The organism is Kitasatospora sp. MBT66, from assembly GCF_000710405.2.
In the GTDB taxonomy this organism is placed as follows: domain Bacteria; phylum Actinomycetota; class Actinomycetes; order Streptomycetales; family Streptomycetaceae; genus Kitasatospora; species Kitasatospora purpeofusca.
In genome coordinates, this window is sequence record NZ_JAIY01000016.1 from 648,997 (window position 1) to 675,550 (window position 26,554).

Consider the following 26,554-nt stretch of genomic DNA (forward strand, 5'->3'; position numbering starts at 1 on the left):
AGCCCCGGCTGCTCGGGGCGAGGCGGCCGAGGATGTGGAGGAGGCGGTCCAGGGCGTCGCGGGAGTTGGGCTCGGTCAGGTTGACCATCAGCCGGAAGGCGGCGCGGAGGAGGGCCGGGTTGCCGAGGCCGGCGGCGCCCGCGGCGCCGACCAGGCGGGGGCGGCTCAGCGCGGCGGCGGTGAGGCGGCCGAGGGCGAAGTAGCCGTCGTAGGCGGCGCGGAGGGTCTGGGGGTAGGCGCGCAGGGCGAGGTCGCGGCCGCGGTCGGTGCGGCGGGCCAGGGCCTGGACGACGGTCTCGGCGGCGTAGCGGCCGGACTCCATCGCGTAGGCGATGCCCTCGCCGGTGGCCGGGCTGACCGTGCCGCCCGCGTCGCCGATCAGCAACAGGCCGTCGGCGTAGTGGGGTTGACGGTTGAGGCCCATCGGGAGGGCGGAGCCCCGGATGGGTTCGGTGACGGCCTCGGGGTGGTAGCCGTAGTCGGCGGGCAGGTTCTCGCACCAGCGGCGGAGCAGGTGCTTCCAGTCCACCTCGCGCGGCACCGCGCCGGTGTCGACGACGCCCAGGCCGACGTTGGCGGTGCCGTCGCCCATGCCGAACACCCAGCCGTAGCCCGGGAGGAGGCGGCGGTCCCGGTCCGACGGGTCGCGCAGGTCCAACCAGGCCTCCAGGTAGCGGTCCTCGTGGCGCGGGGTGGTGAAGTAGGTCCGGTAGGCGACGCCCATCGCGCGGTCGGTCCGGCGGTAGCGCTTCATCGCCAGCGAGAGCCGGGTGGAGTTGCCGTCGGCGGCCACGACCAGGGGCGCGTGGTAGGCGACGGGGCGGCGCTCCTCGCCGAGCCGGGCGGTGACGCCGGTGATCCGGCCGGTCCGCTCGTCGAGCAACGGGCCGTCCACGTTGGCCCGTTCGACCAGTCGGGCGCCGGCCGCGGCGGCGCGGCGGGCGAGCAGTTCGTCGAAGTCGGCGCGGCGGCGGACCAGTCCGAAGCCGGGGAAGGCGGAGAGTTCCGGCCAGTCGAGTTCCAGCCGGTGTCCGCCCGCCACGATCCGCAGTCCGCGGTTGTGCAGCCAGCCGGCGGACTCCGAGACGTCGATGCCGAGATCGATCAACTGCCGTACCGCGCGCGGGGTGAGGCCGTCGCCGCAGACCTTCTCCCGGGGGAAGGCGGACTTCTCCAGCAGGAGGACGTCCAGGCCGGTCCGGGCCAGGTGGTAGGCGGCGGTGGAGCCGGCGGGGCCCGCGCCGACCACGATGACGTCGGCGGTGTCGGCGGACGGGTTGGCCGGGTGGGCCGGGCGGGTGGACGGCTGCTGTGCTGGGCCGGGCATGCGACGCTCCCACGGGTGTCGGTCCTGCGGCGGACTCGGCTGATTCGGCGGACACCCGACGATATGGAGCCCGGCGGTCGCGCCGCACCCGACACGCGGGCATCCGGCGGCCCGCCCGGCCGCTCCGGGCGGATCCGGCGCACCGGTCCCCCGCCCCGGAGTGACCGGATTATGACGGTCAATCAGTCGGACAATCATGTCGCGAACACCGCACATCGGCCCGGCCCCGGAACACCCCGGACCGGACGGACGGGCGGGCGGGCGGATGCAAGGGCGGACGGACGCACGAAGGGCCGGCGACCTCACCAGGTCGCCGGCCCGTTCGACCGTCCCGCTCCGCCCCGCAGGGGAGGCGGGCGGCGCTCAGGGGACGATCGCGAGCTCCACGTAGGCCGCCAGGATCGCCAGGTGCACCGCGCCCTGGAGCGGGGTCGCCCGGCGCGGGATGACCGTCAGGGTACCGACCACGAGGGTGAGCGTCAGGAGCACCAGATGCGCGGGGTCGAGGCCGAGGACCAGCGGACCGGAGAGCCAGTGCGAGGCGATCGCCACGGCCGGGATGGTAAGGCCGATGCTCGCGAGGGCAGAGCCGAGCGCCAGGTTGAGGCTGGTCTGCACCCGGTTGCGCCTGGCGGCGCGCACGGCCGCGATGGTCTCCGGCAGCAGGACCAGCAGGGCGATCACCACACCCACGACCGAGGACGGCAGCCCCGCCGACTCGACCCCCGACTCGATGGTCGGCGACACGCCCTTGGCCAGGCCCACCACCGAGATCAGCGCCACACCGAGCAGCACCAGGCTGAACACCATGGCGCGCTTGGTCGGCGGGTCGGCGTGGTCCTCCTCGTCCAGCACCTTGCCGTCGGAGGTGACCGGCAGGAAGTAGTCCCGGTGCCGGAACGTCAGCGTGGCCACGAACAGCAGGTACAGCACGAGCGAGGCAGCCGCCGCGAAGGCCAGCTGGGTGGGGTTGAACTGGGGGCCGGGCGAGCTGGTGGTGAAGGTCGGCAGGACCAGGCTCAGCGTGGCGAGGGTCCCGATGGTGGCCAGCGCCGCGCCCGTTCCCTCGGCGTTGAAGACCGCCACCCGGTGCTTGATGGCGGCGGCCAGGATGGACACGCCGACGATGCCGTTGCAGGTGATCATCACCGCCGCGAACACGGTGTCCCGGGCGAGCGTCGCCGACTTGTCACCGCCGTCCGCCATCAGGGTCACGATCAGCGCGACCTCGATCACCGTCACCGCGACCGCGAGCACCAGGGAACCGAACGGCTCCCCCACCCGGTGGGCGACCACCTCCGCGTGGTGCACGGCGGCGAGCACGGCGCCCGCAAGGAAGCAGGACACCACCCCCACCACCCAGCCGGGGAGGTCGCGGTGCCAGGTCAGGACGAGGACGAGGAGGGCCAGCAGCGGGACGACGGTGGTCCACTGCGTGACGAGCGGTCGGAGCTTGGTGAACATGCCGCCGAGCATCCCATCCGGAAGCCCGGGTTCCGTGGCGACGCCGCCGGGGAGGCGGCGGATGTGGCCGACCTCATGGCCCCGCCACGCTGACGCCGCCGTACTCGGCGAGGTAGCCGAGCACGCGTGCGACGTGCGCTTTCACCCGTTCGGGGACGCCGCCGGTGTCGGCGACCGTCTTGTCGCTGGTCCGATAGCCCGCCGTCACCAGGGCGGGCAGTTGCGCGGCCGGGAAGCCCCGCTGCTTGAAACGCTGGTCGAGCCAGCAGACGTAGCCGCCCATCGCGGCGATGGCGTCGTCCGGGTCCAGATAGCTCTTGACGCCGTCGTGGTCGGCGTCCAGCGCCCAGGCGTTGAAGACGGTGGGCGTCCACATCGCCACCCCGTACTCGCCCGTGGCGGGCCGGGCGGCGGCCGGGTCGAAGCCGGACTCGGCCTTGAGCATCGCCGCCAGCAGCGCCGGGGTGATCTCGGGCTCGGGGCAGCGGCGGGCGGCGTCCTCGATCGGACCGCGCAGGGCGGCGGGGACGTCGGCGCCGGGCGGGATGGCGCCGGGGCGCGCGGGAGCGGCGCGGACAGGGCCGACGGACGGGGGGCCGGAGAGCGTGGGGCCGGTGGGCCCGGACCGCTCGGGTGCTCCGGTGAGGACGAGCAGGCTCGCGGCGGCGACGAGCAGCAGGGCCGCGCGTCCGGCGGTTCGGACCCGGCGCTTCCGCCGCCCGGGTGCGACGGTGCCCGGGCGGATGTCGGCGGCCCGGGTCACGGCCGCGGCGCCCCCGCCCCCGCCCCCGCCTCCGCCCAGGGCGCCGGCGAGCAGAGCGGTGAGGTCCAACTCCGCACGCCGCCGCCGGTCGGCCGTCAGGCAGGCCGTGACCAGCGGCCGCCACCGCTCCGGCAGCGCGGCGTCGAGCCGCAGCGGGGCGCTGCCGCGCGCGTAGGCGACCGCGGCCAGCGAGCGGGCGCGGGCGGTGGCACCGAGGAAGGGGTGCAGTCCGCCGGTCAGCACCTGGTGGGCGAGCACGCCGTAGGCCCACAGGTCGGCGCTCGGGCGGAGCGCCGCGCCGCGGGCGCCGGTCCGCTCGGACCACCACTCGGGCGGCACGTGGTCCGGCGAGCCGAGCGGCGGGGCGTAGGCGTGGGTGCCCTCCAGTTCCGCGGTCAGCCCGAAGTCGGCGAGCTTGGCGGTGCCGTCGGCCATCAGCAGGACGTTGCCGGGTTTGAGGTCCCCGTGCACCCAGCCGGAGCCGTGCATGTGGCGGAGCCCGGCCGCGACCTCGGTCAGGATCCGCTCGGCGCCCGGCGGCGGGTGCGGCGGCCGGGCCTCGGCGAGCAGGTCGTGCAGGCTGCGCGCGGCGCGTTCCATCACCAGGGCGACGGCGCCGTCGAGTTCGGGCCGGTCCGGGTCGGTGAGGGTGAACACCGCGAAGGTGCGGATCAGGTGCGGGTGGTCGGCGCGGCGGCTGAACCGGATCTCGCTGCGGGCGACCTGGGCGACGGCCTGCCGCTGCCCCGGCCCGAGCCGACCGGGATGGAGGAACTTGACGGCCACTTCGGCGGGTTCGCCACCCGCCGCACGCTCCGGATCGGCCGCGCGGGCGACGTGGACGCTGCCCCAGCCGCCCGCCCCGATCCGCTCACCGACCAGGTAGCCGCCGACCGGGTAGCCCGCCGGAACCGCGAACCCCGCCCCGCCGCCGGACGCCCCACCGCCGGACGGCCGGGCTCCGGGCGGGTCCACCGCGCGTGGCGCCACCGCCCGGTCACCCGCCGCGCCGGGGCGGGAGCAGCACCAGATGCTCCTCCCGCACCAGGTCGAACCTCAGTGCCAGCGCTACGAGTTCCTCGCGTTTGCCGCCGGCGCCGGCGCCCTCGGGGTCGGCCGGTTCCGCCGGGTCGCGCAGCCGGAGCTTGCTGCCGACCAGGTAGTCGATGTGGTAGTTGACGGCCGACCGGGTGAGGTCGCGGCAGGAGGGCAGGCAGCGCAGCCGGGCCAGCACCTCGGTGACGCCGGGCACGGCCGCAGCGGAGGGCGAGCGAAGCCGCGGCTCGCAGAGCGCGAGCAGGACGAGGAAGTACTTGGCCCCCGGGTCCAGGGCGAACGGGCTGACCGTCGGTTCGCCGGGCCCGACGCCCGGCGCGCCGCCGTCGACCGGGCCCGCCGCGCCGGCCGATCCGCCTGCCAGATAGGCGTGTTGGGGCGCGAAGACCTTGAACGAGGCCGGCTCGCCGAGAGCCGGCAGCAGCACCCGGGAGAACTCGAACGGCACCGGCGCGCCGAGCCGTCCGGGCGCCACCTTGACGTGCTCGCCCGCACCTTCGAGGTTCTCGACGACATAGGTCGCGGTGGCACTGAAGTTGGAGAGCCGCCAGTAGTCCTCGGCGGCCGTGATCTCGCCGGCCCGACGCGACACGCCGGGGTCGGGGATCGGCACGGCGAGCGGCCGGCCGGGCTCGCCGCGCCCGAACTCCACACTGTCGCCCGGCCCGAGGTGCAACAGGGCAGGTCGGGCGGGCGGGGCACCGCGGGGCGGCCGCGGCAGCCGGGCGAACCGACGGTCGGCTCGGGCCGGCGGATGGGGGTCGGGCAGCTGCACGATGACCGTGTTCATCCAGGTCACCTCCGGGGGTCGGCCCGATCGTAGCTGCCCGAACGACCTACGGGCGCAAGGCTACCCGAACGAGTGAACACCGCTTCATGACCGGCGAGTTGCGCCAGAAGGCCGCGCCCGGCGCGCCCGGAGGGCGGCACCCGTTCGTCGGCGGAGTGACATCCGACGGTAATCGTGGGGTCACTGGCGAGATTGCAAGCTGTAGTTGAACGGTCACCATGAGTGTGATGCAGCACACACAAGACACGTCCATATTTTGTGCAAGACTCATCCCACAGAGTGAGATTCCCTTTCATTCCAAGGAGGTTGACATCATGAACGCTCGTATCGCAGCTCTGATGGTCGCGGCGGCAGGGATCATGGCGGCCACGGTCGCTCCGGCTTCGGCCGCGACGGTCACCACCGGGGGCACGCCCTCCGTCACGAACGGGGCGGGCGGCGTCGCCTGTACGACCGTGCTCAACCAGCCGTGCGTCTGGCAGGAGAAGGACGGCGGAGGATTCGTCGGCGTCGCCCAGGTGTCCGCCGACCCCGGGCAGCTGACGATAGTCAAGGTCGAGGTACGCACCCAGCGCGCCTGGGGCAGCCCGTGGCTGACGACCGCCTCGGCCACCACCGTCACCAAGGGCTCCGCCAGGGCCGTGACCCCCCGCGTGGTCACCAGCGACCTCAAGATGGTCTGCGCCACCGCCGGCCCGGCCCTGGAGGCCGGGCAGCAGGTGACCACCTGCACCTACCCCTTCTGAGGCCCCGTCGGGCGAGGAAGGGGTGACGCGGTCGGGGCCCCGCAGCCCCGGCCACGGCCGGCCGCCGGGTCCGCAACCGGCGGCCGGACCGCTCCCCTCGCAGCGCACCCGTCCCCGCTCCCACCAGCAATCACTCAGAATGCTCCCAGCCGTCGCACAGGTCACCGCCGCGTCGCCGAATTCGCCAACCTCCCCCCGAAGGCCGTTCGCAACGCACAACCCGGTTCGGAGCATGGGTTTTTGCACTATCTTGGGAATTCGTGGACGGGGCGGGCCGCCCACCGGGCAGGCCTGTGCCGAACGGCCGGAACTGCCCGCGCGACGTGTCCCACCCCCGCCGCCGCAGCATCACACGGGGAGGAAGGGGGGAGCGTGTCCATGCCCGAGGGGACCGCGCATTCGACCGCGCATTCGACCGGGACCGAGCACGGCCCGAGCACCGGAACGACCGACGCTACGGCCACCGGAACGGCCGGTGGACGAGCCGGCGAACCAGCCGGACGAGGCGGCGGGAGCGCCACCGGGACGGCCACGAGAACGGGCCCGGCACCGAGCGAGGCCCCGGCACCGGCCGCAGCCCCGCCCGAGGATCCGACACCGGGTCCGGCACCGGCCGCCGCCCCGCCGAGGGCACGGCTCGCCGGCCGCCGCGCCACCGTCGACGCCGTCCTGCGCAACTCGCCGCTCCAGCCGCTGTTCCGGCTCGCCGCCACCCGGCGGCTGGCCGTCCTCGCCTACCACGGGGTGGACGACCCCCGGGTGTTCGCGCTCCAGATGGAACGCCTGGTCCGCGTCGCCCGCCCGGTCCCGCTCGCGGCCGTCGAGGAGGCCGTGCGCACCGGCCGGCCCTTGCCGCCCCGCAGCGTGCTGGTCACCTTCGACGACGGCGACCGCACCGTGCTCACCGAGGGCCTGCCCGTGCTCACCCGGCTCGGCATCCCCGCCGCCGCCTTCGTGGTCACCGACCTCATCGGCGGCGACCAGCCGTTCTGGTGGGCCGAGGCCGCCTTCCTCGCCGCCCACGGCGGCACCGCCCGCAACCTGGCCGACTGCCCGCCGGGCGAGGCCGTCCGCCGGATGAAGACCCTCCCGGACGGGGAGCGCCGGGCCGCGCTGGCCGAACTCCGGGAGAGCGCCCGGGCCCGCGCCCCCCGCCAGGAACAGCTGACCCCCGCCGATCTGCTGACGCTCACCCGGAACGGCGTCGCGGTCGGCAACCACACCGCCGGCCACCCGTGCCTCGACCGCTGCGAGGGCGGCACCGTACGGGACGAGATCCGCCGCGCCCACGACGCGCTCACCGGCTGGCTCGGCGGCGAGGCACCCACCGCCTTCGCCTACCCCAACGGCAACGTCGACCCGCGCGCCGACGCCGAACTGCGGCTCCTCGGCTACCGGACCGGCTTCCTCTTCGACCACCGCCACGACCGGCTGCTGCCGCCGCACCCCCTGCGGATCAGCCGGCTGCGGGTCAACTCGACCACCGGGCGGGACCGGTTCGACACCATCCTGTCCGGGCTCCACCCCGCCGTGCACCACCTGCGCGGCGGCAGCTGACCGCCTGCGGCCCGGAGCACCAACTCCCCCACCGATGAAGCCCGGTAGCGGCGGGGGAGCAGACCGAACCGCATCGATCGCGGCGGGGAATCCGGGAGAATGCGGACCTGACCGCGACCGGAGCGCCGACCGGCGGCGCACCGGGGCGGCGGAGACCTGGGGGCAGGGACGTGGGGGCAGAGGACGTGGGAGCGCGAGACTCCGGAACGGCTACGAGGACGGCCACCGCGCGCACGGTGCCGGTCCGCCACCGGACGCCCGCGCTGCCGGCGGAGGTGGTCGACGGCTGGCGCGCCCTGGCGGCGGGCGAGGGCGGCGGCGCGTGGTTCAGCACACCGGAGTGGACCCTCGCCTGGTGGGAGACGCTGGGCGCGACCGCCGGCGACGGCGAGATCGTGGTGTGGCGGGACGGGGACGGCCGGATCGACGCCGTGCTCCCCCTGCTGCGCACCGTCCAGCGGCTCCACCCGCGCGCGCCACTGCCGGTCCCCTGCTTGACGGTGCTCGGCTCCGGCGCGGGCGCGGCCGACCACTGCGGCTTCGTCGTCGCGCCGCACCGCCGCGCCGAGGTGGCCGACTGGCTGGCCCGGCGCGGGCGGCGCACCAGCCTGCTGCTCGCCGACCTGGACCCCGGACAGGCCGCCCTGCTGCCGCCCGGCGCGGTGGAGATCGGACGCACCGCGTGCCCGCGCGCCGATCTGGCGGCCGGCCCGGAGGCGCTGGGGAGCCGCCAGTTCCGCGCCAACCTGCGCCGCTACGGCCGGAAGCTGGCGGCCGAGGGGATCACCTTCCGCTGGGTGCCGCCCGCCCTCGCGGCGGCCGAACTCCCGGAACGCTTCGACCTCCTGCACACCGCCGTCCGGCTGCACCGGCTGCGCCGGGCCGCGCTCGGCCGGCCGACCACCTTCGACGAGGCCAGGGCACCGCTGCACCTGCGGGTGATCGAACGGGCGGCCGACACCGGTCGGGGCGAGGGCCCGGCGTTCCTGGTCGCGGAGCGCGCGGGCGAAGTGGTGGGCGTGCTCTACGGGTTCCAGTGGCGGGACACCTTCGCCTACTACCAGATCGGCTGGGACCAGAGCTGGGCGCCGCTGCGGCTCGGCACGGCGGTGATCGCCGAGGCGATCCGGGCGGCCGCCGGGCAGGGGCTGAGCACCTTCGACTTCCTGCGCGGCACCGAGCCGTACAAGTACCGCTTCGACGCGGTGGACCGGGAGGACGTCTCCTGGCTGGTGCCGCGCGGTCTGCCGGGGGCGCTGCTCGGGCTCAAGTACCGTGCCAAGGCAGCCCGTCGGGAGTCGGCGCCCGATACGGACGCGTCACCGGCGACGGAGGCCGTCCCCGCCGTGCACTGACGACGGCTCGGACTCGGCGTCTCAGTGCCGACCCTTCAGCCAGCCGGCGAAGGCGTCGAGCGCTGGGGCCGGGTCGCGGCGGCCGACGCCGATCCGGAACCGGTCGGCGGGTGTCGGCGTCAGCTCCGAGCCGAAAATGGAGGCCGGCAGCAGCAGGACGCCGGCCTCCTCGACCAGCCCGGTGCAGAACGCCTCGACGCCGTCCGCGCCCAGGTAGCGCGGATAGGCGACACAGCCGCCGTCCGGGGCGCGCCACTCGAACAGGCCGTCGAAGCGGGCGAAGAACTCGTCGAAGAGCGGCAGATTGGCCGCGACGATCGCCCTGTTGCGGGCCAGGATCGGCTCGCGTGCCTTGATCGCGATCCGGGCGAGGACCTCGCTGGGAGCGGCGTTGCAGATGGTGGTGTAGTGCTTGGCGCGCTCCAGTCGTCCGCGCAACTCCCGGTCGCGGCAGGCGATCCAGCCGATCCGCAGGCCGGGCAGGCCGAGCGACTTGGAGGTGACGTTGAGCGAGAGGGCGCGCTCGGACAGGTCGACGGCCTGGGGCAGGGCGCGGGCCGGGTCGCGCTCCAGGCCCCGGTAGACCTCGTCGCTGAAGAGGTGGATGCCGCGCTCGTCGCAGATCTCGGCCAGCCGGACGAAGTCGGCGGCGTCGATCACCGCCCCGGTGGGGTTGTTGGGGAAGTTGACGGACACCACCCGGGTGTTGGGGCGCAGCGCGGCGGTGAGTTCGTCGAGGTCGAGCGCCCAGTCGCGGCCGGGGTCGAGGGCGACCCCGGTGACCTCGCAGAGCGACATCGGGACGGTCTCGGCGGACTGGTAGTTGGGCGTGAGCACCACGGCGTGGTCCTCGGGGCCGAGCAGTACCTGCATCGCCAGGTTGAGCCCCTCCTGGGCGCCGCCGAAGCAGATCACGTCGTCGGCGTCGGCCCGCTCGTAGAGTCCGGCGATCGCCTCGCGCAGGGCCGGGTCGCCGAAGGTCTCGGTGTAGCCGAGCGCGAGGGTGTCCCAGGCGTGGCGGTCCTCCGGGTCGGCGAGGGCGAGCAGTTCGGACATCGCCATGGTCTGCGCGTCGGAGGCCGTGAGGTGGTGGCGGGCGGAGAACTCCCAGCGGGAGAAGTACGTCTCCAGGCGGAAGTCGGGGAGCCGGGTCATGGCGGGTCTCCTTCGTCGGTGCGGGTCAGTCGGCCGGGAGGGCGGGCGAGCCGGGCGTTTCGGGGGTCTCGCGCAGTTCGGCGAGCAGGGTGTAGACGGTGGAGCGGGACACCTCCAGCGCCCTGGCGACGGCCGGGACCGCGCGCCGGACGGCGAGCACCCCGGCCCGGTCGAGTTCGCGGAGCACGGCGAGCCGGTCCTCGCGCCCGAGCCGCTGGAGCGGCCGGCCGTGGGCGCGCACATAGCCGCCGATCACCTCGTTCATCCGCTCGGTCCAGTCCTGCTCGAAGAGCGGTTCCGGGCGGGGGGCGGTCGGCGCGGCGAAGGCGGCGAGCAGGGCGGCGGCGTGTTCGAGCGGGCCCCGGTCGAGGTTGACGCACAGGACGGCGGCGGGTCGGCCGTCCTCGTCGCGGAGCACCGCGCTGACCGAGGAGAGCCGTCGGCCGTCGGGCAGCAGCTTCGGGTAGGGGCCGTAGACGTCGGGGGCGGCCTGGTCCAGGGCGTCCAGCTCGCCGAGCAGCGAGGGGTCGCCCGGCCCGCGTCCGCCCATCGGGTTCCAGATGGCGAGGACCTCGTCGCGGGCGGCGTCGTGCAGCACCACCTCGGCGTAGGGCCCGAGCAGCAGGGCGACCGCCTGGCAGACGGGGGCCCAGGCGCGCAGGCGCGGGTCGGGGGTCTCGGGGGTCATGACTGGACTGTACGTCCAGGCTGGACGTTTCGTCCAGGCCGGGAAGTGGCACGGGCCCGTCCCCCGAGTGAGAAACCCCGGGGACGGGCCCGTGACGGATCAAGTGGGATCCGCCGGATCAGGTGGGATCCGACGGATCAGGTGGGATCCGCCGGATCAGGCGGGATCAGCTGCAGGTGATCTGGAGCAGCGCCACCTTGCAGGTACGGCTGGCCGAGTCGTTGCCCGGCACCGGGTCGGCCGGGGTACCGGCCGTCCGGGCGGTGGTGACGGCGAAGGTCCGGCCGAGGTCGAGCAGGCCGACCTGCACGGTGAAGTGGCGGGTGACGCTCGCGCCGACGGCCAGCGGACCGGCGATCGCGCAGGTCAGACGGCCGGAGGCGACGGTGCAGTCGCTGCTGGTGGCGATCATGCCGCTCGGCAGCGCCGAGGTGACGGTGACGGCGGTCACCGGGTCGGGACCGTGAGCGGTCACCGTCAGCGTGTAGTCGACCCGGCCGCCCAGCAGGCCGGACACCGGGGAGGCGGTGAGCGCGACGGCGGCGTCGGCGGTCGGCGCGACGTAGCCGAACCGGTCGGCGGGCACGACGGCGCTGGTGCCGCCCGGCGTGGTGACCCGGACGTCGACCGTCCCGGCGACCGGCGAGGCCGGTGCGGTGGCGGTGCAGGAGGTCGCGGTGCAGGAGAACGACGCGGCGTTGTGCCCGCCGAAGCTCACCGCGGTCGCGCCGGCCAGGTCGGTGCCGGTCACGGTGACCGCCGTGCCGCCGGCCTGCGGGCCCGAGGCCGGGCTGACGCCCGTGACCACCGGCGCGGGCGGCGGGAAGTCCAGCACGCTGACGGCGGACCCGTCGAAGTCGGCCAGGTAGCCACGCCGGCTGTCCGGCGTGATCGCCAGGCCGAACGGGCTCGCGCCGACCTGGAGGGTGCCGGTGACGGTGCCGCTGGCGGCGTCGATCGCGGTGAGCGTGTTGTCCGCGTAGTTGCTCGCGTAGACGGACCGGCCGTCGGGGGCGGCGGCGACCGCGTACGGGTTGGTGCCGACCTGGACGGTGGCCGTGACGGTCCGGTGCGCGGTGTCCAGCACGCTGACGGTGGAGTCGCCGCCGTTGGCGGTCCACAGCCGGGAGCCGTCGGGGGCGAGGGCGAGGCCGAACACGCCGTGGCCCACCGGTATCGAGGCGCCGACCGCGGCGGTGGCGGTGTCGATCACGTCGACCCGCTGGTCGCCGGAGGCGGCGACGTACACGGACGCGCCGTCCGGGGCGACGGCCACACCGTGCGGCTCGGCGCCGACCGGGACGGTCGCGGTGACGGTGGCGGTGGCGGTGTCCAGCACGCTGACCGTGCCGGCCTCGGCGTTGGTCACATAGGCGTGGGCCCCGTCGGGGGCGACCGCCACACCGAAGGCGCCCGCGCCGACCGGGACGGTGGCGGCGACCGTGCCGGTCGCGGTGTCGACCACGCTGACCGTGCCGTCGAGGTGGTGGGTGAGGTAGGCGTGCAGACCGTCCGGCGCGACGGCGGCGGCGTAGGAGCCGGTACCGGCGGTGAAGGTGCCGGCGACCGTGCCGGTGGCGGTGGACAGGACGGTGACCGTGCCGCTGCCCTGGCTGGTCACATAGGCCCGGGTGCCGTCCGGGGTGAGCGCGACGCCCGCCGGGTAGGGCGCGACGGTGACGGTGGCCGCCACCGTGGGCGGCAGCCCGGCGGCCGCGGCGGCGCCCGCGGTGTCGGCGGACGCGGCACCGGGCTGGGCCAGCAGGGCGGCCGTGGCCGCGCCGACGGCGGCCGTGGCCGTCCAGAAGCGGCGCGGGGACGGGCGTGTTGTCACGGGATCTCCAGACTCGTCGGAATCGTCGGAACCGGACGCTTCACGGCCGCACCGGGCTTTCCGGGCGACCCGGGGGGACCGTCCGGATCGCCCGAAGCGTAGAAGGTCGATTGACGAAGCGTCAGGAGATGACCGGGATTGTTGCCAACCGTTCAAGTCTGTTCAATTGGTCACTATTCGAACCGCCCGGCCTCCCATTGGCGGGGGCCCGGGCGGCGCGGGTTCAGCGCTTGACGGCCACTCCGCCGTACATCGCGATGTCCTGGTCCCGGATCGGCGCGGCGTCCGGGTCCGGGTTCCAGTGGTGGACCAGGGTGACGCCGGGGTCCAGCAGCTCGTAGCCGTCGAAGAAGGCCAGGGTCTCGGCGCGGTCGCGGATCTGCAGCGGGATGCCCCGCGCGTTGTACTCGCGGCCCACGCCGCCGACGCCCACCGGGTCGGTGTCGCCGGTGAAGACGGTCAGGGCGAGGAAGCTGCCCGGCGCCAGGCGGTCCATCAGTCGCCGCACCAGGCCCTGCGGGTCGTCCGCGTCGAGGACGAAGTGCACGATGGCGATCAGCGACAGGGCCACCGGCCGGGAGAGGTCGAGCACCTGGCGCAGCGCCGGTGAGTCCAGGATCGAGTCGACGTCGCGCAGGTCGGCGTCCAGGTAGGCGGTGCGGCCCTCCGGCGCGCTGGACATCAGCGCGCGGGCGTGGGTCAGCACGATCGGGTCGTTGTCGACGTACACCACCCGTGATTCCGGGGCCACCGCCTGGGCGATCTCGTGCACGTTCGGCGAGGTGGGGATGCCCGTGCCGATGTCCAGGAACTGCCGCACCCCGTGCTTCTCGGCGAGGTGGCGGACCACCCGCTCCATGAAGGTGCGGGTGGTCCGCATCGAGGTCGGCAGGGCCGGCCAGGCCTGCACGGAGGCGTGGGCGGCGACCCGGTCCGGCGCGAAGTTGGTCTTGCCGCCGATGAGGTAGTCGTACACCCGGGCCGAGTGCGGGACGTCCATCCGAAGGTCCACTCCCGTCCACGACTCCCGGGCCGGCTCGCCCGGCCGCTCCCCCGACACCCAGTCAGCGCGCCCCATGTCGCTCTCCCGCTCTTCCCCGTGTGACGTTCCGGTCCGGCCCCGTCGGCGGCCCGCCGCGTCAACTCGGCGGCAGGCGCGCCTTCGTGCGCACGGAAACCGACCGTACACCAGGGGAACGGGCGGTGCCTGAACGGGTGGCGCGATCGGGCAGCGGCTCAGACCTGCCCGAACAGCGCCGCGAAGGCCGCCTCCAGACCGGTCACCGCCGCCGCCAGCACCGCGACCGTGCGCAGCGCGTCGACCACGGTGCCGACCCGGCGGCGCAGCGGGCCCTCGCGGGGCTCCTCGAGCGCCGTCTCGGCGAGGATCCCGGCCAGGGCGGCGTCCGCGTCCTCGGCGTCGGCGTCCGCGACGGCGCCCGGCCGTTCGGCCCGCAGCCGGGCGAGCGCGGCGCGCAGCGACTCGGCCGCCGCGCGCAGTGCCTCCGGTCCGGGCGGGGCCGCCGGGGCCGCGTCGGCGCCGATCCGCACGGTCGCGCCCTGGCCGCCGGCCACCGGGCCGTGCACGGTGGAGCCGACCACCTGGACCCCGCCGGTGTTCCAATTGGCCCCGGCGGGAGGCCGGTTCGCCTCCGGCCCGGCGGTGGCGTCGGTGTCCTCGGTCACTTGCCCTTCCCCTTCTCCTTGCCGATGTCCACCCGGGCCCCGGCACCGCCCGCGACCGGGCCGTGCACGGTGGAACCCACCACCTGGACACCGCCGTTGTTGATGTTGGTGATGCTCTGCGACTGCTCCTCGAAGGCGGCGCTGTCGTAGCCGCGCGCCTTCAGCTCGGCGCCGACCGCGCTGAACACCCGCTCGGTCACGGTGCTCAGGAAGCGCTGCACGTCGTGCTCCTGGAAGATGTTCTGGTAGGTCGCGCCGGCGCCGAGTTCGCGGACGCTCGACCGGGGCGCGTAGTCCACGGCGTAGCCGGCCCGGGTCAGGTGGCGGTACCGGCGGGCGAGCCGGGCGGCCCGGCGGCGCGACTGCCAGACCTGCCGGACCTGGCCGACGGCGATCGCCGCGTCCCCGCCCAGCCGGCGCCCGGACCAGGCGAGCGCGTTCATCGCGTGCATGAAGCCGGAGCGGTGCCCCAGCAGGTCGACCACGTGGTACTCCTGCGCCACCGGGCCCAGCACGTACGGCAGCCACTCCAGGTACAGCAGGCCGCCGCGGGTGCTCGCCCGGACCAGCACGGTGACCACGACCTCCTCCTGCCAGGAGCCGACCCGGATCGCCAGGTAGTGCCGGAGCCGCTCGTGGCCGGAGCGGCTCAGCAGGTCGGCCCAGGCCGGTTCGAGCAGGACCTGCTCCCCGGCCCGGCCGGACATCGCGCCCAGCCAGCTGTCCGGGGCGTCGTCGCGCAGGCTCGGCCGGAACACCCGGTCGGTGACGGAGAGTCCGCGCAGGGAGTCCTCCGGGTAGCGCGGGTCCTGGGCGAGCGCGCGGACCCGCGCCGCGACGGAGCGGTAGAGGGTGGTGGTGTCGATCGGGTCCGGCGCCCGGCCCTGCGCGGCCCGGTCGGCGGAGGGGCGCAGCTCGAAGGTCATCCGCCAGATCCGGCCGGCCTTGCCGAGGCCGACCAGGGGGGCCTGGCGCTGGTAGAGGAGTTCCGGTCCGGCCTGCTGCTCGCCCAGCCGCTCGTACACCCGGGCGGTCCGCGGGCCGCGGGGGCTCGGCGGCGGGACGGGGGTGGGGTCCATCCCCACCAGGGCGGACAGCCGGCGCCGCAGCCGGTAGCGCAGCCGGGCGGCGGCCAGCCAGAGCAGGGCCAGTTCGACCAGTACACCGGCGCCGATCGGGCCGAACAGGTCTGGAACGAAGACCCGGTTCAGGTCGGAGCCCTCGAGCGGGCCGTAGAGGTAGACCGCGGCGGCGGCCACCAGGGTCAGGGTGGCGAGCAGCCGGCCGAGGCCGGCGACGGCGCCGCGCCAGCCGGTGGCGCGCGGCGACCTCGGGGTGATCATCAGCCGCTCGATCTCCAGGCCGAGCCGGTGGTCCATCCGGCCGGACCCGAGGCCGCCGCCGGCCAGGGTGAGCAGCACGAGCAGCGCCAGGGCCGCGAGTCCGGCGCCCACGCCGAGCACCGGGAAGGCCAGCACCACGACCAGGACGCAGAACAGGCCGGTCCTGCCCTCCCAGCGGCGGGCGGTCAGGGCCTCGTGCAGGACCCGGACGAGGTCGGTGCCGGGCGAGGGGGCGGGGATCCGGAAGGACTGCTCGACCAGTTCCTCGATCAGCGCGGCGCGGAAGCGGCGGTCCAGCCAGGCGGCGGCGCACAGGTAGCGGGTGGCGTCGCCGGGGACGGTGCCCGCCTGGTGGTGCAGGTTCTCGGGCGTCGCCGGGACGGCGGGGCCGGAGGCGGGAGCGGCGGCGGGTGCGGGTGCGGGTGCGGGGCCGGACGCGGGGCCGGGGCCGGGCGTACCGGCGGAGGTGAACGAGGGGCCGAGGTACGTCGGGGTGTCGTGGGACTCCGGCGGCTCGGCGGGCACCTGATCGACGGGCGCGTGATCGGCGGGCGCCGGCCCGGCGGGTACCGGCTCTGGTGGCGTCGACCGCTGCTGCGGTACCGGCCTCGATCCCGGTGGGAGGACCGGCCCGGTCCTGATCGGCGGCGGTGGCGGTGCCGGTGGTGGTGACGGCGACCGCGGTGACGGCGGCGGATACCCCGGCGGCGGGGCGGGCGGTCGGGGCGGCGGGTAGAGCGAGGGCGGAGGGTAGGGCGGTGGTGTCCGCGAGGGTTCCTGCGGCGGAGGTGGCGGTGGGGTGCCACTGTCCATGCTGTCCCCATTCCCCAGGTCGTATTCCGGCGAACGAGCTCGGCCAGTAAAGCAGTTGACCTGCCCGACGGACAGCGCGCCGGACGCTTCGGCGGGTAACGGTTCGGCTCCGCCGAGTGGCGCGTGCGGGGAATTGGAGTCCTGGAGTCGCATTCGCTAGCCTTTCGAACGTGAGGCTGACCAAGAGCACCGACATCGCCCTCCGCATCGCCATGCGGCTGGCCGTCCTCGACGAGGGGGCCAACCCGACCACCCGCGAGGTGGCCGAGGCGGTCGGCGTGCCCTACACCCACGCCGCCAAGGTGGTCAGCCGACTGCAGCACCTCGGCGTGGTGGAAGCGCGGCGCGGTCACGGCGGGGGCCTGTCCCTCACCGCGGCCGGCCGCACCGGCTCGCTCGGCCCGCTGCTGCGCGAGCTGGAGGGAGTGGGCGACGTGGTCGGCTGCGAGGACGAACCGCCGTGCCCGCTGCGGGCCGCCTGCCGACTGCGCGGGGCACTGCGCACCGCGCAGGAGGCGTTCTTCGCCACCCTGGACCCGCTCTCGATCGGCGATCTGGTGGCCGCGCCGACCGGCCCGGTCCTGCTCGGCCTCACCGCTCGACCCGGTCCCGGCACAGGGCCCGGCCGCGACGCCGGCCCCTCCGACTGACCCGCCCCGGCCCCTATCGCGACCCCGACCCCGACCCCGAGCACCCCACCACCGCACGGCACCACCGCACGCCGGTCCGCGCATCCGCACGGGCAAAAATACGACTCTCAGATTCCAGTTTGGAGCGCCTCCGATGCTGTCCGCCAAGTCCGCCGAGGTCGTCGAAGCCACCCTGCCCGTCGTGGGTGGTGCCATCGGCGAGATCACGCCGCTGTTCTACGACCGGATGTTCGCCGCCCACCCGGAGCTGCTGCGCGACCTGTTCAACCGGGGCAACCAGTCCAACGGCAGCCAGCGGCAGGCGCTCGCGGGCTCGATAGCCGCCTTCGCGACCGCCCTGATCGCCGCCCCGGACACCCGTCCGGACGCGCTGCTCGCCCGCATCGCGCACAAGCACGTCTCGGTCGGCATCAGCGAGGACCAGTACCGGATCGTCCACGAGCACCTGTTCGCCGCCATCGTGGAGGTGCTCGGCGAGGCCGTCACCCCCGAGGTCGCGGCCGCCTGGGACGAGGTCTACTGGCTGATGGCGAACGCCCTGATCGCCGTCGAGGACCGGCTGCGCGCCGAGAGCGCCGCCGCCCAGCACCTCGACCCCGCCGACCTCTGGCGCCCGTACACCCTGGTCGCCCGCCACCCGGAGACCGACGACGTCACCACCTACCTGGTCCGCCCGGCCGACGGCGGCCCGCTGCCGGCCGCCAGGCCCGGCCAGTACCTGTCGGTGCGCGCCGAACTCCCCGACGGCGCCCGGCAGATCCGCCAGTACAGCCTGTCCGGCGTGGCGGACGGCGCGCTCCGGTTCACCGTCAAGCGGGCCGCCGCCGAGGCCGCGGGCGGCCCGGCCGGCGAGGTCTCCAACCACCTGCACGAGCACCTGCGCGCCGGGGACGTCCTCGACGTCGCCCCGCCGTTCGGCGACGTCGCGCTCGCCGAGGGCGAGGGCCCGCTGCTGCTCGCCTCGGCCGGCATCGGCAACACGCCGATCACCGCCATGCTGGCCCATCTCGCCGCCACCGGATCCACCCGCCGGGTCGTCACCGTGCACGGCGACCGCGACCAGCTGTCGCACGCCTTCCGGGCCGAGCTCGCCCAGCTGACCGCCAAGCTGCCGGACGCCGCCGCCCACGTCTTCTACGAGCGGCCGCTCGGCGACTGGCCGGCCGGGCGGACCGGCCTGGTCGACCTCTCCACGGTCGACGTCCCCGCGGGCGCCACCGCCTACCTCTGCGGCCCGCTGCCCTTCCTGCGCTCGGTCCGGGCCCAGCTCCTCGCGGCGGGCGTCCCGGCCGCCGACATCCACTACGAGGTGTTCGGCCCCGACCTCTGGCTCGGCCAGGACGCCTGACCGCGGCCATCGCGCTCCGTCCTCCGTCCGTGCAAGCCGCACGGACGCGGGGACGGAGCACCCGCGTGTCCGCGTGTCCCGCGAGGCTTTCCCGTAGCATCCGGCGCGAGAACCGACTCCAGAACCACCCGGCCCCGCGCCGGGGCCACGGGGAGGACCGTTGCGCGTCGCGCTGTTCGCCACCTGCGTCAATGACGCGCTGATGCCGTCCACCGCGATCGCCACCGTGCGGCTGCTGGAACGGCTCGGGGTCGAGGTCGACTTCCCCGCCGCGCAGAGCTGTTGCGGTCAGCCGCAGTTCAACAGCGGCTACCGGCGGGCCTGCGAACCGCTGGTCCGCCGCACCGTGCGGGCCTTCGCCGGGTACCGGCACGTGGTGGCGCCGTCCGGCTCCTGCGTGGCGACGGTGCGCACCGCCCACCCGCGGATCGCCGCCCGGGCCGGCGGCGGACTGGCCGCCGCCGTGGGCGAGTTGACGCCCCGGGTGTACGAGCTGAGCGAGTTCCTGGTCGATGTCCTGGGCGTCGAGGACGTGGGCGCGTGGTTCCCGCACCCGGTGACCTACCACCCGGCCTGCCACGGGCTGCGGCTGCTCGGCCTCGGCGACCGGCCGCTGCGGCTGCTGCGGGCCGTGCGCGGGCTGGAACTGCTCGAACTGCCGGGCGCCGAGGAGTGCTGCGGCTTCGGCGGGACCTTCGCGCTGAAGAACGCGGCGGTCTCGGCCGCGATGGCCGCCGACAAGACCGCCGCCGCCCTCGCCACCGGCGCCGAGGTGCTGTGCGGCGGCGACACCTCCTGCCTGCTGCACCTCGGCGGCACCCTGCGCCGGCAGGGCGCGCCGCTGCGTCCGCTGCACCTCGCCGAGATCCTCGCCAGCACCGAGGCCGAACCCTGGCGGGCACCGTGAGCGGAACCTTCCTCGGACTGCCGGCCTTCCCCGAGGCCGCCGCCGCGGCCGTGCAGGACGAACGGCTGCGCGCCAATCTGCGGCACGCCACCGGCACCATCCGCGCCAAGCGGGCCCGGGCCGTCGCCGAACTCGCCGACTGGGCCGAACTGCGCGCCGCCGCCGAGGCCGTCAAGGACCGCACCCTGGACCGACTCGACCACTACCTGGTCCAGTTGGAGCAGAACGTGACCGCCGCGGGCGGGCAGGTGCACTGGGCCGCCGACGCCGAGGAGGCCAACCGGATCGTCACCGGCCTGGTCCGCGCCACCGGCGAGCGGGAGGTGGTGAAGGTCAAGTCCATGGCCACCCAGGAGATCGGGCTCAACGAGGCACTCGCCGAGGCCGGCATCCGCGCCTACGAGACCGATCTCGCCGAGCTGATCGTCCAGTTGGGGAACGACCGGCCCTCGCACATCCTGGTCCCGGCGATCCACCGCAACCGGGGCGAGATCCGGGACATCTTCGCCGATCGGATGGCCGACCTGGGCCGCCCGGCACCCGAGGGACTCACCGACGAGCCCGCCGAACTCGCCGAGGCCGCGCGGCTGCACCTGCGGGAGAAGTTCCTCCGGGCGAAGGTCGCCGTCTCCGGCGCCAACTTCATGATCGCCGAGACCGGCACCCTGGTGGTCGTGGAGTCCGAGGGCAACGGGCGGATGTGCCTGACCCTGCCCCGGACCCTGATCTCGGTGGTCGGCATCGAGAAGGTCCTGCCCACCTGGCGGGACCTGGAGATCTTCCTGCAACTGCTGCCCCGCTCCGCCACCGCCGAGCGGATGAACCCGTACACCTCGCTCTGGACCGGCACCCACGCCGACGGCCCGGACGGCGACGGCCCCGAGGAGTTCCACCTGGTCCTGCTCGACAACGGCCGCACGGACGTACTGGCCGACCGGACCGGACGACAGGCCCTGCGCTGCATCCGCTGCTCGGCCTGCCTCAACGTCTGCCCGGTCTACGAACGGGCCGGCGGGCACGCCTACGGCTCGGTCTACCCCGGGCCGATCGGCGCCATCCTCACACCCCAACTCCGGGGCACCGAAACCGCACTGGACGCATCGCTGCCGTACGCCTCGTCGCTCTGCGGCGCCTGCTACGAGGTCTGCCCGGTGGCGATCGACATCCCCGAAGTGCTGGTCCACCTGCGCGAACGGGTCGCCGACGGGCCCCGCCGCCGGCTGGCGCGGGCCGCGGCGGCCGCCGCCGCCTACGTCCTCGACCACCCCGGCCTGCTGCGGGCCGCCGAACGGGCCGCCGCCCGCACCCGGCGGCTGCACCCCCGCCGGCTCCCCGGCCCGGGGCGCGCCTGGACCGACACCCGCGAACTCCCGGCCGTCCCGCCCGAACCGTTCCGCGACTGGTGGCGGAGGAACCGAGGATGAACCCCGACTCCCCCACCGGCGGCTCCCGCGAGCTGGTGCTGTCCCGGATCCGGGCCGCCCTCGGCCGCACCGCAACAACGCCCGCGGACCGACCCGAGGACGGGAACGGCCCGGCGGACGACAGCGCCGTCCCGCGCGACTACCTGCGCAGCCACGTGCCCGCGGACGACCCGGACGCGCTGCTCGACCTGCTCCACCGCAACCTGGTCGACTACCGCGCCCTGGTCCACCGCTGCACCCCGGCCGAACTGCCGGACCTGATCGGTGCCCTGCTCGACGCCCGCGGCGCCCGCACGGTGGCCGTGCCGCCCGGGCTGCCGCCGGCCTGGACCGCGGCCGTCCGGGCCGAGGCGCTCGCCGACGACGGCCCCGGAGGACCGCTCACCGCCGCCCGGCTGGACGGCGTCGACAGCGTGCTCACCGGCTGCGCCCTGGCGATCGCCGAGACCGGCACCCTGGTCCTGGACGCCGGTCCGGGCCAGGGCCGCCGACTGCTCACGCTCGTCCCCGATCACCACATCTGCGTGGTCCGCGCGCCCGGGCAGGTGGTCGCCTCCGTCCCGCTCGCCCTCCCCCGCCTCGACCCCGCCCGCCCGCAGACCTGGATCTCCGGGCCGTCGGCCACCAGCGACATCGAACTCACCCGGGTGGAGGGCGTGCACGGCCCCCGCACCCTGGAGGTGGTACTGGTGCGGGACTGACCGCGGGACCGACGACGGGACCGCCCGCGGGCCGGGGCGCGGCGCCTCAGGGCCGGAGTTCCAGCGTGCAGCACTTGGGGCCGCCGCCGCCCTTGAACAGCTCGGAGACGTCGACCGGTATCGGCTCGTAGCCCTCGTCGGCGAGGCGGGCGGCCAGCGCCTTCGCGGCCTCCGGCAGCAGCACCCGGCGGCCGTCGGAGACGGCGTTCAGGCCGAACACCTCGGCGTCCTCCAGGTCGGCGAGGACGGCGTCCGGGTAGAGGCTGCGCAGCAGCGCCTGGCTGTCCGGGGTGAACGCCTCCGGGTAGTACATGACCTGGTCGTCGGCGAGGACGGCGAGCGCGGTGTCCAGGTGGTAGAAGCGCGGGTCCACCAGGGCCAGGGTGAGCACCTGGAGGCCGAAGAGGTCCCGGGCCTCGGCGTGCGCGGCCGGGTCGGTGCGGAAGCCGCTGCCGGCCAGCACCCGGCGGCCGGCCACCAGGTGGTCGCCCTCGCCCTCGTTGACCTGCGCGGCGCGCCGCACCTCGCGGTAGCCGCCGGCCTCGAACCAGGCCTGGTGGGCGTCGGACTCGCCGGCCCGCTCGGGGTGGCGGAAGTTCGCGACCAGCACCCGGCCGTCGATCACGGTGGCGCCGTTGGCCGTGTAGACCATGTCCGGCAGGCCGGGCACCGGGTCGATCAGCTCCACGGTGTGGCCGAGCTGCTGATAGAGCGCGTACAGCCGCTCCCACTGCTGGACGGCGAGCGCGGTGTCCGTCGGCTGCGCCGGGTCCATCCAGGGGTTGATCGCGTACTCGACCGTGAAGTGCGTCGGCCGGCACATGAGGTAGCGCCGCGGCCTCGCGGTGCGCTCCGGGATTCGGTACGGCATGCGGCGACCTCCGCGGTCGGGAACGGGACGGTGCAGAGAGGAAGCAGTGGCGGAGCGGAAACGGGCCCCCGTACGGGGCGCGGGCACCGCCCGCCGCCTACGTCCGTACGGTCCCAGAGGGCGGCTGCCCCGGGAGTGCCGCTTCCACACCCGGGCGGGCGCACCGGGTGGCGCAGTACCCCGCGCATCCGGTGCGCCCACCCGCGCGCCCCTGGCGCACAAGGGCGCTCGCGAGCCGTTCCGGAACGTCCGAACCCGTCGTTCCGGCCCCTGCGGGCCTCCGCCCGGGGCCTTTCGGCCCTTCCGTCCGCACCGCTCCGAGGCTTCCGCCCGCGTCCCTCCGGCCCTTGCGGTCCGGGCCTTCCGGCCGCACGTGGCCGATCTCACGTACCGCTACCGGCCACCTACGGTGGCGTAGGTCACTTGAGACAGTGAACTATCTCCTTCATGTCGTACCTCCAGGAGACTCTTGACCTCAATTCGTACGTGGCCCTCGGGGACAGCTTCACCGAGGGCCTGAACGACCCCGGCGCCGACGGTGCCTTCGCCGGCTGGGCCGACCGGCTGGCGGGGCTGCTCGCCGGTGACCGGCCACCGGGCGGCTTCCAATACGCGAACCTCGCGGTGCGAGGCCGGCTGCTGGACCAGATCATGGCCGAGCAGGTGCCGGAGGTCCGCCGGATCCGGCCGGACCTGGTCACCTTCTGCGCCGGCGGGAACGACATCCTGCGCCCGGGCAGCGACCCGGACGAGGTGGCCGAGCGCTTCGAGGCCGCCGTCGCCCAACTCGTCGACGCGGCGGGCACGGTGCTCATCTGCACCGGCTTCGACACGCGCGGCGTGCCGCTGTTCAAGCACCTGCGCGGGAAGATCGCCACCTACAACAACCACATGCGCGCCGTCGCCGACCGGTACGACTGCAAGGTGGCCGACCTCTGGTCGCTGCGGGCCGTCCAGGACCGCCGCGCCTGGAGCGAGGACCGCCTGCACCTCTCCCCCGAGGGCCACCAGCGGGTCGCCCTGCTGGCCGCCCGCTCGCTGGGCCTGCGCACCGAGCAGGACCCGGAGGCCCCCTGGCCGTCCACCCCGGCGCTCTCCCCCGCCGAGCAGCGCCGGGAGAACCTCCAGTGGGCCCGCGAGTTCCTGCTGCCGTGGGTCGGCCGCCGGCTCCGCGGGGAGTCCTCCGGCGACAACGTCGAGGCCAAGCGCCCCGAGCTGATGCCGCTCTGACGATCCGTCAGCCGACGGACCGTCGGACGGCGGCCGGTCGACCGGCCGCCCTCGCACCCGCGCGGACCCCCGCGTGCACGAGGGCGGCCAGACCGGCGCCGACCAGGTACCAGAGCAGATCCGGCGGGTTGAAGGTGGAGCCGAGCACCAGCCGGGCGAGCGTGCTGCGCCGGGCCAGGTCGTCCGGGACCCCGGTGAGCTGGAACAGCTCCACCGCCCAGCTGAGGCCCGCCGCCCAGGCGGCCGCGACGGCCGGCCGCAGCCGCGGCGCGACCAGCACCGCCAGGGCGTACAGCAGCACGGTGTAGAGGGCGTCGCCCGCGTACTTGGCCGCCTCGCCGCCCGCCACCGTCCGTACCGCCAGCCCCGCACCGACCGTGAGCACCGCCGCCACCGCGGCCGCGCCCCGGACCGCCCACCGCCCCCGAAGATCGTCCATCCCCGCACCCTAAGGCCGGCCGGCGCCTGCCACCGACCGGCCGTGGCCCGCCCACCTGCCACGACCCTGCGGCCGCCCCGGGAACCGCGGTCGCCCCCGGTGCGTCCCTCCCTGCCGGAGGACCGGACGGGCGGACCGGTACCCTGCTGGCCGGCCCGTTTCCGGGCCGGGTCCGCGCAGGCCGCGGGCGGGAACGACAGAGACAGGGCGGGGCGCAGTGACGCAGCTGACCGATACGGTGAACGGGTCCGGGACACTGGCGGACGTGGCGGGGGCCGGGCAGGGGCCCGGGCGGCGGTTCACCGTCGAGGGCTTCGCGCCGCGCCAGGACGGCGGGGCGCGCGAGCGCGGCAAGGCCCTGCGCACCCGCACCCCGCGCGAGCGGCACGCCGAGTTCCCGCCCGTCACCGACCGCCCGAGCGCCGTCCAGGCGATCGAGGCCTCCAACGAGGGCCGGCTGGCCGAGCTGGTGCCGATCCGGCTGGGCCGGATGGCCGCCACCCCGTTCGCCTTCCTGCGCGGTTCGGCCGGGCTGATGGCCGCCGACCTCGCCGCCACCCCGACCAGCGGCACCGTCGCCCAGCTGTGCGGCGACGCCCACGCCGCCAACTTCGGCCTGTACGGCGACGCGCGCGGCCGGCTCGTGATGGACATCAACGACTTCGACGAGACCGTCCCCGGCCCGTGGGAGTGGGACCTCAAGCGGCTCGCCGCGAGCCTGGTCCTGGCCGGCCGGGAGATCGGCGCCGACGAGACCACCGCCCGCCGGGCGGCCTTCGACGCGGCCGGCGCCTACCGCCGGACCATGCGCACCCTGGCCAAGCTGCCCGCGCTGGACGCCTGGAACGCCGTCGCGGACGAGCAGTTGGTCTCCTTCGCCCAGGCGCACGACCTGACCGAGCTGCTGGAGAAGGTCGGCGCGAAGGCGCTCGGCAACACCAGCGCCCGGTTCGCCGCCAAGTCCGCCGTCCGCTCCGAGGACGGCTCCTGGCGCTTCACCGCGGCACCGCCGGTGCTCAGCGAGGTCACGGACGCCACGGCCGCCGTCGTCGCCGCCTCGCTCGGCGAGTACGTCCGGACCGTGCCCGGCGAGCTGCACCCGCTGCTGTCCCGCTACCGGGTGCAGGACGTGGCGTTCCGCGTCGTGGGCACCGGCAGCGTCGGCACCCGCTCCTACGTCGTCCTGCTGACCGACCACCGCGAGCAGCCGCTGGTGCTCCAGGTGAAGGAGGCGCGCCCGTCGGTGCTGCTGCCGCACCTGGCCCGGGCCGGCCACCCGGTCGCCGCCGCGGACGTCCACGAGGGCCGCCGGGTGGTGCGCGGGCAGAAGCGGATGCAGGTGGTCAGCGACACCCTGCTCGGCTGGACCACGGTCGACGGACTCCCCTACCAGGTGCGCCAGTTCCGCAACCGCAAGGGCAGCGTGGACCCGGCCGCCCTGCTGCCCGCCCAGCTGGACGACTACGCCCGGATCACCGGCGCCCTGCTCGCCCGCGCCCACGCCCACACCGCCGACCCCGGGGTGATCAGCGGCTACTGCGGCAAGAACGAGGCCCTGGACGAGGCGGTGGCCGGCTTCGCGGTCGCCTACGCCGACCGCACCGAGGCCGACCACGCCGACCTCCTCACCGCCATACGCGCCGGCCGCCTCCCGGCCGAGCACGGCGTCTGACGGACACCCGGTCCCTCGCTCCCGGTCCCTCGCTCCCGGTCAGGGGGCGAGGAACGCGGCCACGGCGGCGACGAACTCCTCGGGGCGGTCCTGGTGCACCAGGTGGCCGGCGTCGACGGTGACCAGGCGGCAGTCGGGGATCAGGCGGGACAGTTCGGCCAGTCCGGCCTGCGGGACGTGGCTGGTCGGGCCGCCCGCGACCAGCAGGGTGGGGGCGGTGACGGCGGTCATCCGCTCCAGCCACAGCGGGTCCGGCCGGTCGATCTGGCCCTTGATCTGCCGGACCACCGCCCAGTCGAAGTCGACGGGCTCCTCGGGGGCGTCGGCCACCGGGCTCGCCGGGCGGGGGCGCGGGGCGGGGACGTCCTCCAGGACGAGCCTGGCGACCCGCTCCGGCCGCTCCTGGGCGACCAGGTAGGCGACCACCCCGCCCATCGAGTGGCCGACCATGTCCACCCGGTCCAGGCCGTGCGCGTCCAGCAGGGCGAGCACGTCGTCCCGCATCGCCTCCAGGCTGTACCGGCCGGGGCGTCCGCTGTCGCCGTGGCCGCGCAGGTCGAGCGCGTGCACGCGGTGGTGCGGGGCGAGGGCGGGGAGCACCACGTCCCAGTCGGTGGCCCGCTCGCCGAGGGCGTGCAGCAGGACCAGCGGCGGGCCGTCGGCCGGGCCGCTCTCCCGGCAGGCGAGGGAGAGGCCCGGCAGTTCGACTCTCAGAGGCTCGGTCATACCGGCACC

At 75.2% G+C, this 26,554-nt stretch carries 23 protein-coding genes; 10 read left to right on the top strand and 13 right to left on the bottom strand.

Annotation, left to right across the window (positions count from 1 at the left end; all coding sequences use genetic code 11):
- The 4 genes from BI06_RS38780 to BI06_RS38795 all read right to left on the bottom strand — a co-directional run.
- Positions 1 to 1,327 (bottom strand): geranylgeranyl reductase family protein (locus BI06_RS38780; protein ID WP_082558997.1); only part of this gene is annotated, 1,327 nt, incomplete at its 3' end.
- 363 nt (positions 1,328 to 1,690) lie between these two features.
- The gene (locus tag BI06_RS38785; protein WP_030393921.1) at positions 1,691 to 2,791 is read right to left on the bottom strand and encodes a calcium:proton antiporter; all 1,101 of its coding nucleotides are present in this window, start codon (positions 2,789 to 2,791) and stop codon (positions 1,691 to 1,693) included.
- Between the two features lie 73 nt (positions 2,792 to 2,864).
- A complete protein-coding gene (locus BI06_RS38790) occupies positions 2,865 to 4,529 on the bottom strand; it encodes a serine/threonine-protein kinase (protein ID WP_082558998.1) in 1,665 nt (554 codons plus the stop codon).
- A 22-nt stretch (positions 4,530 to 4,551) separates the two neighbouring features.
- A complete protein-coding gene (locus tag BI06_RS38795) occupies positions 4,552 to 5,400 on the bottom strand; it encodes a serine/threonine protein kinase (protein ID WP_199523422.1) in 849 nt (282 codons plus the stop codon).
- 314 nt (positions 5,401 to 5,714) lie between these two features.
- Here BI06_RS38795 and BI06_RS38800 point away from each other — a divergent pair, with 314 nt between their 5' ends.
- The 3 genes from BI06_RS38800 to BI06_RS38810 all read left to right on the top strand — a co-directional run bounded on the left by BI06_RS38800 (position 5,715) and on the right by BI06_RS38810 (position 9,058).
- Positions 5,715 to 6,146, top strand: a complete 432-nt coding sequence (locus BI06_RS38800; RefSeq protein WP_149030619.1) for a hypothetical protein — start codon at positions 5,715 to 5,717, stop codon at positions 6,144 to 6,146.
- Between the two features lie 378 nt (positions 6,147 to 6,524).
- On the top strand, positions 6,525 to 7,703 hold the full coding sequence (locus BI06_RS38805; RefSeq protein WP_107113489.1) for a polysaccharide deacetylase family protein: 1,179 nt from the start codon (positions 6,525 to 6,527) through the stop codon (positions 7,701 to 7,703).
- Positions 7,704 to 7,939: 236 nt separating this feature from the next.
- Complete coding sequence (locus BI06_RS38810; protein WP_043476053.1) at positions 7,940 to 9,058, top strand: GNAT family N-acetyltransferase; 1,119 nt, start codon at positions 7,940 to 7,942, stop codon at positions 9,056 to 9,058.
- Positions 9,059 to 9,079: 21 nt separating this feature from the next.
- Here the strand turns inward: BI06_RS38810 and BI06_RS38815 are convergent, their stop codons facing one another.
- The 6 genes from BI06_RS38815 to BI06_RS38840 all read right to left on the bottom strand — a co-directional run bounded on the left by BI06_RS38815 (position 9,080) and on the right by BI06_RS38840 (position 16,289).
- Positions 9,080 to 10,213, bottom strand: coding sequence for an aminotransferase class I/II-fold pyridoxal phosphate-dependent enzyme (locus BI06_RS38815; protein WP_030393927.1), 1,134 nt, complete (start codon positions 10,211 to 10,213; stop codon positions 9,080 to 9,082).
- A gap of 25 nt (positions 10,214 to 10,238) precedes the next feature.
- On the bottom strand, positions 10,239 to 10,901 hold the full coding sequence (locus BI06_RS38820) for a transcriptional regulator (RefSeq protein ID WP_043476055.1): 663 nt from the start codon (positions 10,899 to 10,901) through the stop codon (positions 10,239 to 10,241).
- A 166-nt stretch (positions 10,902 to 11,067) separates the two neighbouring features.
- The gene (locus BI06_RS38825; RefSeq protein ID WP_051742783.1) at positions 11,068 to 12,735 is read right to left on the bottom strand and encodes a beta-propeller fold lactonase family protein; all 1,668 of its coding nucleotides are present in this window, start codon (positions 12,733 to 12,735) and stop codon (positions 11,068 to 11,070) included.
- Between the two features lie 223 nt (positions 12,736 to 12,958).
- The gene (locus BI06_RS38830; RefSeq protein ID WP_082558999.1) at positions 12,959 to 13,813 is read right to left on the bottom strand and encodes an SAM-dependent methyltransferase; all 855 of its coding nucleotides are present in this window, start codon (positions 13,811 to 13,813) and stop codon (positions 12,959 to 12,961) included.
- A 158-nt stretch (positions 13,814 to 13,971) separates the two neighbouring features.
- Complete coding sequence (locus BI06_RS38835; RefSeq protein ID WP_043476057.1) at positions 13,972 to 14,421, bottom strand: hypothetical protein; 450 nt, start codon at positions 14,419 to 14,421, stop codon at positions 13,972 to 13,974.
- Positions 14,418 to 16,289: a hypothetical protein gene (locus tag BI06_RS38840; protein ID WP_043476059.1), complete on the bottom strand. Its 1,872-nt coding sequence runs from the start codon at positions 16,287 to 16,289 to the stop codon at positions 14,418 to 14,420. The genes BI06_RS38835 and BI06_RS38840 overlap by 4 nt, the downstream gene beginning before the upstream one ends.
- A gap of 458 nt (positions 16,290 to 16,747) precedes the next feature.
- Here BI06_RS38840 and BI06_RS38845 point away from each other — a divergent pair, with 458 nt between their 5' ends.
- From BI06_RS38845 to BI06_RS38865, 5 genes are all read left to right on the top strand, one after another.
- Positions 16,748 to 17,227: an Rrf2 family transcriptional regulator gene (locus BI06_RS38845; protein ID WP_030393933.1), complete on the top strand. Its 480-nt coding sequence runs from the start codon at positions 16,748 to 16,750 to the stop codon at positions 17,225 to 17,227.
- A 133-nt stretch (positions 17,228 to 17,360) separates the two neighbouring features.
- Complete coding sequence (locus BI06_RS38850; RefSeq protein ID WP_030393934.1) at positions 17,361 to 18,575, top strand: globin domain-containing protein; 1,215 nt, start codon at positions 17,361 to 17,363, stop codon at positions 18,573 to 18,575.
- Between the two features lie 160 nt (positions 18,576 to 18,735).
- Complete coding sequence (locus BI06_RS38855; RefSeq protein ID WP_043476060.1) at positions 18,736 to 19,482, top strand: (Fe-S)-binding protein; 747 nt, start codon at positions 18,736 to 18,738, stop codon at positions 19,480 to 19,482.
- A complete protein-coding gene (locus BI06_RS38860; RefSeq protein WP_043476063.1) occupies positions 19,479 to 20,906 on the top strand; it encodes a LutB/LldF family L-lactate oxidation iron-sulfur protein in 1,428 nt (475 codons plus the stop codon). Before BI06_RS38855 ends, BI06_RS38860 begins: the two co-directional genes overlap by 4 nt.
- Positions 20,903 to 21,607, top strand: a complete 705-nt coding sequence (locus BI06_RS38865) for an LUD domain-containing protein (RefSeq protein ID WP_043476066.1) — start codon at positions 20,903 to 20,905, stop codon at positions 21,605 to 21,607. Before BI06_RS38860 ends, BI06_RS38865 begins: the two co-directional genes overlap by 4 nt.
- Positions 21,608 to 21,653: 46 nt before the next feature.
- Here BI06_RS38865 and ddaH read toward each other — a convergent pair whose 3' ends face one another.
- Entirely contained in the window at positions 21,654 to 22,478 is an 825-nt protein-coding gene (gene ddaH / locus BI06_RS38870) for a dimethylargininase (RefSeq protein ID WP_030393938.1), read from the bottom strand.
- A 447-nt stretch (positions 22,479 to 22,925) separates the two neighbouring features.
- Here ddaH and BI06_RS38875 point away from each other — a divergent pair, with 447 nt between their 5' ends.
- Positions 22,926 to 23,708 (top strand): SGNH/GDSL hydrolase family protein, encoded by a 783-nt coding sequence (locus BI06_RS38875; protein ID WP_051742785.1) that lies wholly within the window; start codon positions 22,926 to 22,928, stop codon positions 23,706 to 23,708.
- 7 nt (positions 23,709 to 23,715) lie between these two features.
- On the opposite strand, the gene BI06_RS38880 is transcribed toward BI06_RS38875, so the two are convergent.
- On the bottom strand, positions 23,716 to 24,147 hold the full coding sequence (locus tag BI06_RS38880; RefSeq protein WP_030393940.1) for a DUF2809 domain-containing protein: 432 nt from the start codon (positions 24,145 to 24,147) through the stop codon (positions 23,716 to 23,718).
- 265 nt (positions 24,148 to 24,412) lie between these two features.
- Between BI06_RS38880 and BI06_RS38885 the strand changes: the two genes are divergently transcribed.
- Entirely contained in the window at positions 24,413 to 25,819 is a 1,407-nt protein-coding gene (locus BI06_RS38885) for a DUF2252 domain-containing protein (RefSeq protein ID WP_233290464.1), read from the top strand.
- 39 nt (positions 25,820 to 25,858) lie between these two features.
- Here BI06_RS38885 and BI06_RS38890 read toward each other — a convergent pair whose 3' ends face one another.
- Positions 25,859 to 26,545 (bottom strand): alpha/beta fold hydrolase, encoded by a 687-nt coding sequence (locus BI06_RS38890; protein ID WP_043476071.1) that lies wholly within the window; start codon positions 26,543 to 26,545, stop codon positions 25,859 to 25,861.
- Positions 26,546 to 26,554 lie beyond the last annotated feature (9 nt).

Excerpts from the sequence above, each read along its gene's own strand:
- BI06_RS38820 (WP_043476055.1), bottom strand. The coding sequence starts at position 10,901 with ATGACCCCCGAGACCCCCGACCCGCGCCTGCGCGCCTGGGCCCCCGTC.
- BI06_RS38890 (WP_043476071.1), bottom strand. The coding sequence starts at position 26,545 with ATGACCGAGCCTCTGAGAGTCGAACTGCCGGGCCTCTCCCTCGCCTGC.
- BI06_RS38875 (WP_051742785.1), top strand. The coding sequence starts at position 22,926 with ATGTCGTACCTCCAGGAGACTCTTGACCTCAATTCGTACGTGGCCCTC.
- BI06_RS38785 (WP_030393921.1), bottom strand. The coding sequence starts at position 2,791 with ATGTTCACCAAGCTCCGACCGCTCGTCACGCAGTGGACCACCGTCGTC.
- BI06_RS38830 (WP_082558999.1), bottom strand. The coding sequence starts at position 13,813 with ATGGGGCGCGCTGACTGGGTGTCGGGGGAGCGGCCGGGCGAGCCGGCC.
- BI06_RS38800 (WP_149030619.1), top strand. The coding sequence starts at position 5,715 with ATGAACGCTCGTATCGCAGCTCTGATGGTCGCGGCGGCAGGGATCATG.
- BI06_RS38850 (WP_030393934.1), top strand. The coding sequence starts at position 17,361 with ATGCTGTCCGCCAAGTCCGCCGAGGTCGTCGAAGCCACCCTGCCCGTC.
- ddaH (WP_030393938.1), bottom strand. The coding sequence starts at position 22,478 with ATGCCGTACCGAATCCCGGAGCGCACCGCGAGGCCGCGGCGCTACCTC.
- BI06_RS38805 (WP_107113489.1), top strand. The coding sequence starts at position 6,525 with ATGCCCGAGGGGACCGCGCATTCGACCGCGCATTCGACCGGGACCGAG.
- BI06_RS38865 (WP_043476066.1), top strand. The coding sequence starts at position 20,903 with ATGAACCCCGACTCCCCCACCGGCGGCTCCCGCGAGCTGGTGCTGTCC.
- BI06_RS38795 (WP_199523422.1), bottom strand. The coding sequence starts at position 5,400 with ATGAACACGGTCATCGTGCAGCTGCCCGACCCCCATCCGCCGGCCCGA.
- BI06_RS38880 (WP_030393940.1), bottom strand. The coding sequence starts at position 24,147 with ATGGACGATCTTCGGGGGCGGTGGGCGGTCCGGGGCGCGGCCGCGGTG.
- BI06_RS38815 (WP_030393927.1), bottom strand. The coding sequence starts at position 10,213 with ATGACCCGGCTCCCCGACTTCCGCCTGGAGACGTACTTCTCCCGCTGG.